Here is a 373-nt window from a genome sequence, read left to right as displayed (position 1 = left end):
TGAGCCGATGGCCCACGGCGACCCGACGTCCCCCTCCTCCGGGGTGAGGGAGTTGTTCCGGCCCTTGCGGTTGATCACCCCGATCGGGTGGATCGGAGGCAGGTAGACGACGTCGAAGCCCATGTCCGCCGCGTGGTCGATGTAGCCGCGCGAGGTCGCGAAGGTGCCGTGGACCGGCCGACCCCGCTCGTCCCACCCGCCCGTGGAGCGGGGGAAGAACTCGTACCAGGAGCTGAACTGGGCCTCACGGCGGTCGACCCACACGCGGTGGGTCTGACCGGGCGTCACGAGCTCGCGGACGGGCCCCGCGGCCATCGCGGCCGCGACCTCGCCGGACAGCGCCAGCGACGTCCGTGTCCCGGCGTCCCCGGTG

At 72.9% G+C, this 373-nt stretch carries 1 pseudogene; it reads right to left on the bottom strand.

The annotated features are described in order from the left end of the window. Positions 1 to 373 (bottom strand): annotated as a pseudogene (locus G6026_RS17670) (alpha-1,4-glucan--maltose-1-phosphate maltosyltransferase); the annotation flags it as partial.

Origin of the sequence: Dietzia sp. DQ11-38-2 (assembly GCF_014145055.1) — a bacterium.
Classification (GTDB): Bacteria; Actinomycetota; Actinomycetes; order Mycobacteriales; family Mycobacteriaceae; genus Dietzia.
The sequence above is the reverse complement of the archived record's forward strand: the minus strand, read 5'-3'. Positions and strand labels throughout refer to the sequence as shown.